The organism is Luteimonas sp. 8-5, assembly GCF_029763755.1.
Classification (GTDB): domain Bacteria; phylum Pseudomonadota; class Gammaproteobacteria; order Xanthomonadales; family Xanthomonadaceae; genus Cognatiluteimonas.
The window spans coordinates 1-1,123 of record NZ_JARUVM010000178.1 but is presented as its reverse complement, the minus strand read 5'-3'; the positions used below and the strand labels follow the sequence as shown (position 1 = coordinate 1,123).

Below are 1,123 nucleotides of genomic sequence, written 5' to 3'. Positions count from 1 at the left end.
GGGTTCACGCCGTGTCCCGGCTTGGGCAAGGCCATTCCGCGGCGCCCCGCACGTGAGCGGGCGGTTCGCTTTCGCTTTTCGCGCGCAAGGCGCGCTCCTGCGCGTCAGAAGCCGTAGCGGAGGAAACCGCCGTCGACGGCGATGCATTCGCCGGTGACGTAACTGGCCGCCGGCATGCACAGGAAGGCCACGGCGGCGGCGACTTCCTCCGGTTCGCCCACACGCCCCATCGGCGTGCGCAATAGCACCTCGTCCAGATAGTCCGGATCGCCGAGCTTGCCCGAGGTGCGGCGGGTGCGGATGTACCAGGGCGCGACCGCGTTCACGCGGATGCCGTCCTCGGCCCATTCCACCGCCAGGTTGCGCGTCATCTGGTGCAGCGCGGCCTTGCTCATGCCGTAGGGCGCGCCGCTGCGCACGTGGGTGAGGCCGGACACGCTGCCGACATTGACGATGCTCGAGGTCGCATGCTTCAGCAGCAGCGGGTGCGCGTAGCGCGACAGCTCGAACGCGCTGAACAGGTTGACCTCGAAGATCGAGCGCCACTCGTCCTCGGTGTAGTCGGTGCTGGCGCGGGTGAGGTTGCCGCCGGCGTTGTTGACCAGGATGTTGAGTCCTTCGCCGCGGTCCTCGATCCAGTCCAGGATCTCGCGCCGCTCCTCGTCGTCGGCGACGTCGGCGGCCAGGGCGAAGATGCGGTCGTCGCCGTGTTCCTCCGCCAGTTCGTCGCGCACCAGCTCCAGCGCGGTCGCGTCGCGCGCCACTGCCAGCACGTCCGCACCCAGGGAGAGCAGTTCGCGCACGATCGCCAGGCCGATGCCGGCGCTGCCGCCGGTCACCAGGGCCAGTTGTCCATCCAGGCGCCAGCGGTTCGGGTCCATGCCTGCAGGATAGCGGTCAGAAGCCGCAGAAGCAGTAGGCCAGCGCCTTCACCGGGGAGCCGCGGCCGGGCTCGAGCGCCGCGTCCAGGAAACGCAGGTCGTCCTGCGCCTTCGGCAGCGCGCGCGCCAGCAGCGAGCGGGCGAGGTCGGAATCGCCGAGCAGCGCGGCGGCAGCGCGGCTTTCCGCCAGGCGGCCGAAGAAGCGCTCGAACGGCGTCGCCTCGCGCTCCATGTAGCGCACG

1 protein-coding gene and 1 pseudogene are annotated in these 1,123 nt (G+C 70.4%); both read right to left on the bottom strand.

All coding sequences use genetic code 11. The annotated features are described in order from the left end of the window. Positions 1-104 precede the first annotated feature (104 nt). Positions 105-881, bottom strand: coding sequence for an SDR family oxidoreductase (locus QAA18_RS12785; protein ID WP_279413472.1), 777 nt, complete (start codon positions 879-881; stop codon positions 105-107). A gap of 16 nt (positions 882-897) precedes the next feature. Further along, positions 898-1,123 (bottom strand): annotated as a pseudogene (locus QAA18_RS12780) (signal peptide peptidase SppA); the annotation flags it as partial.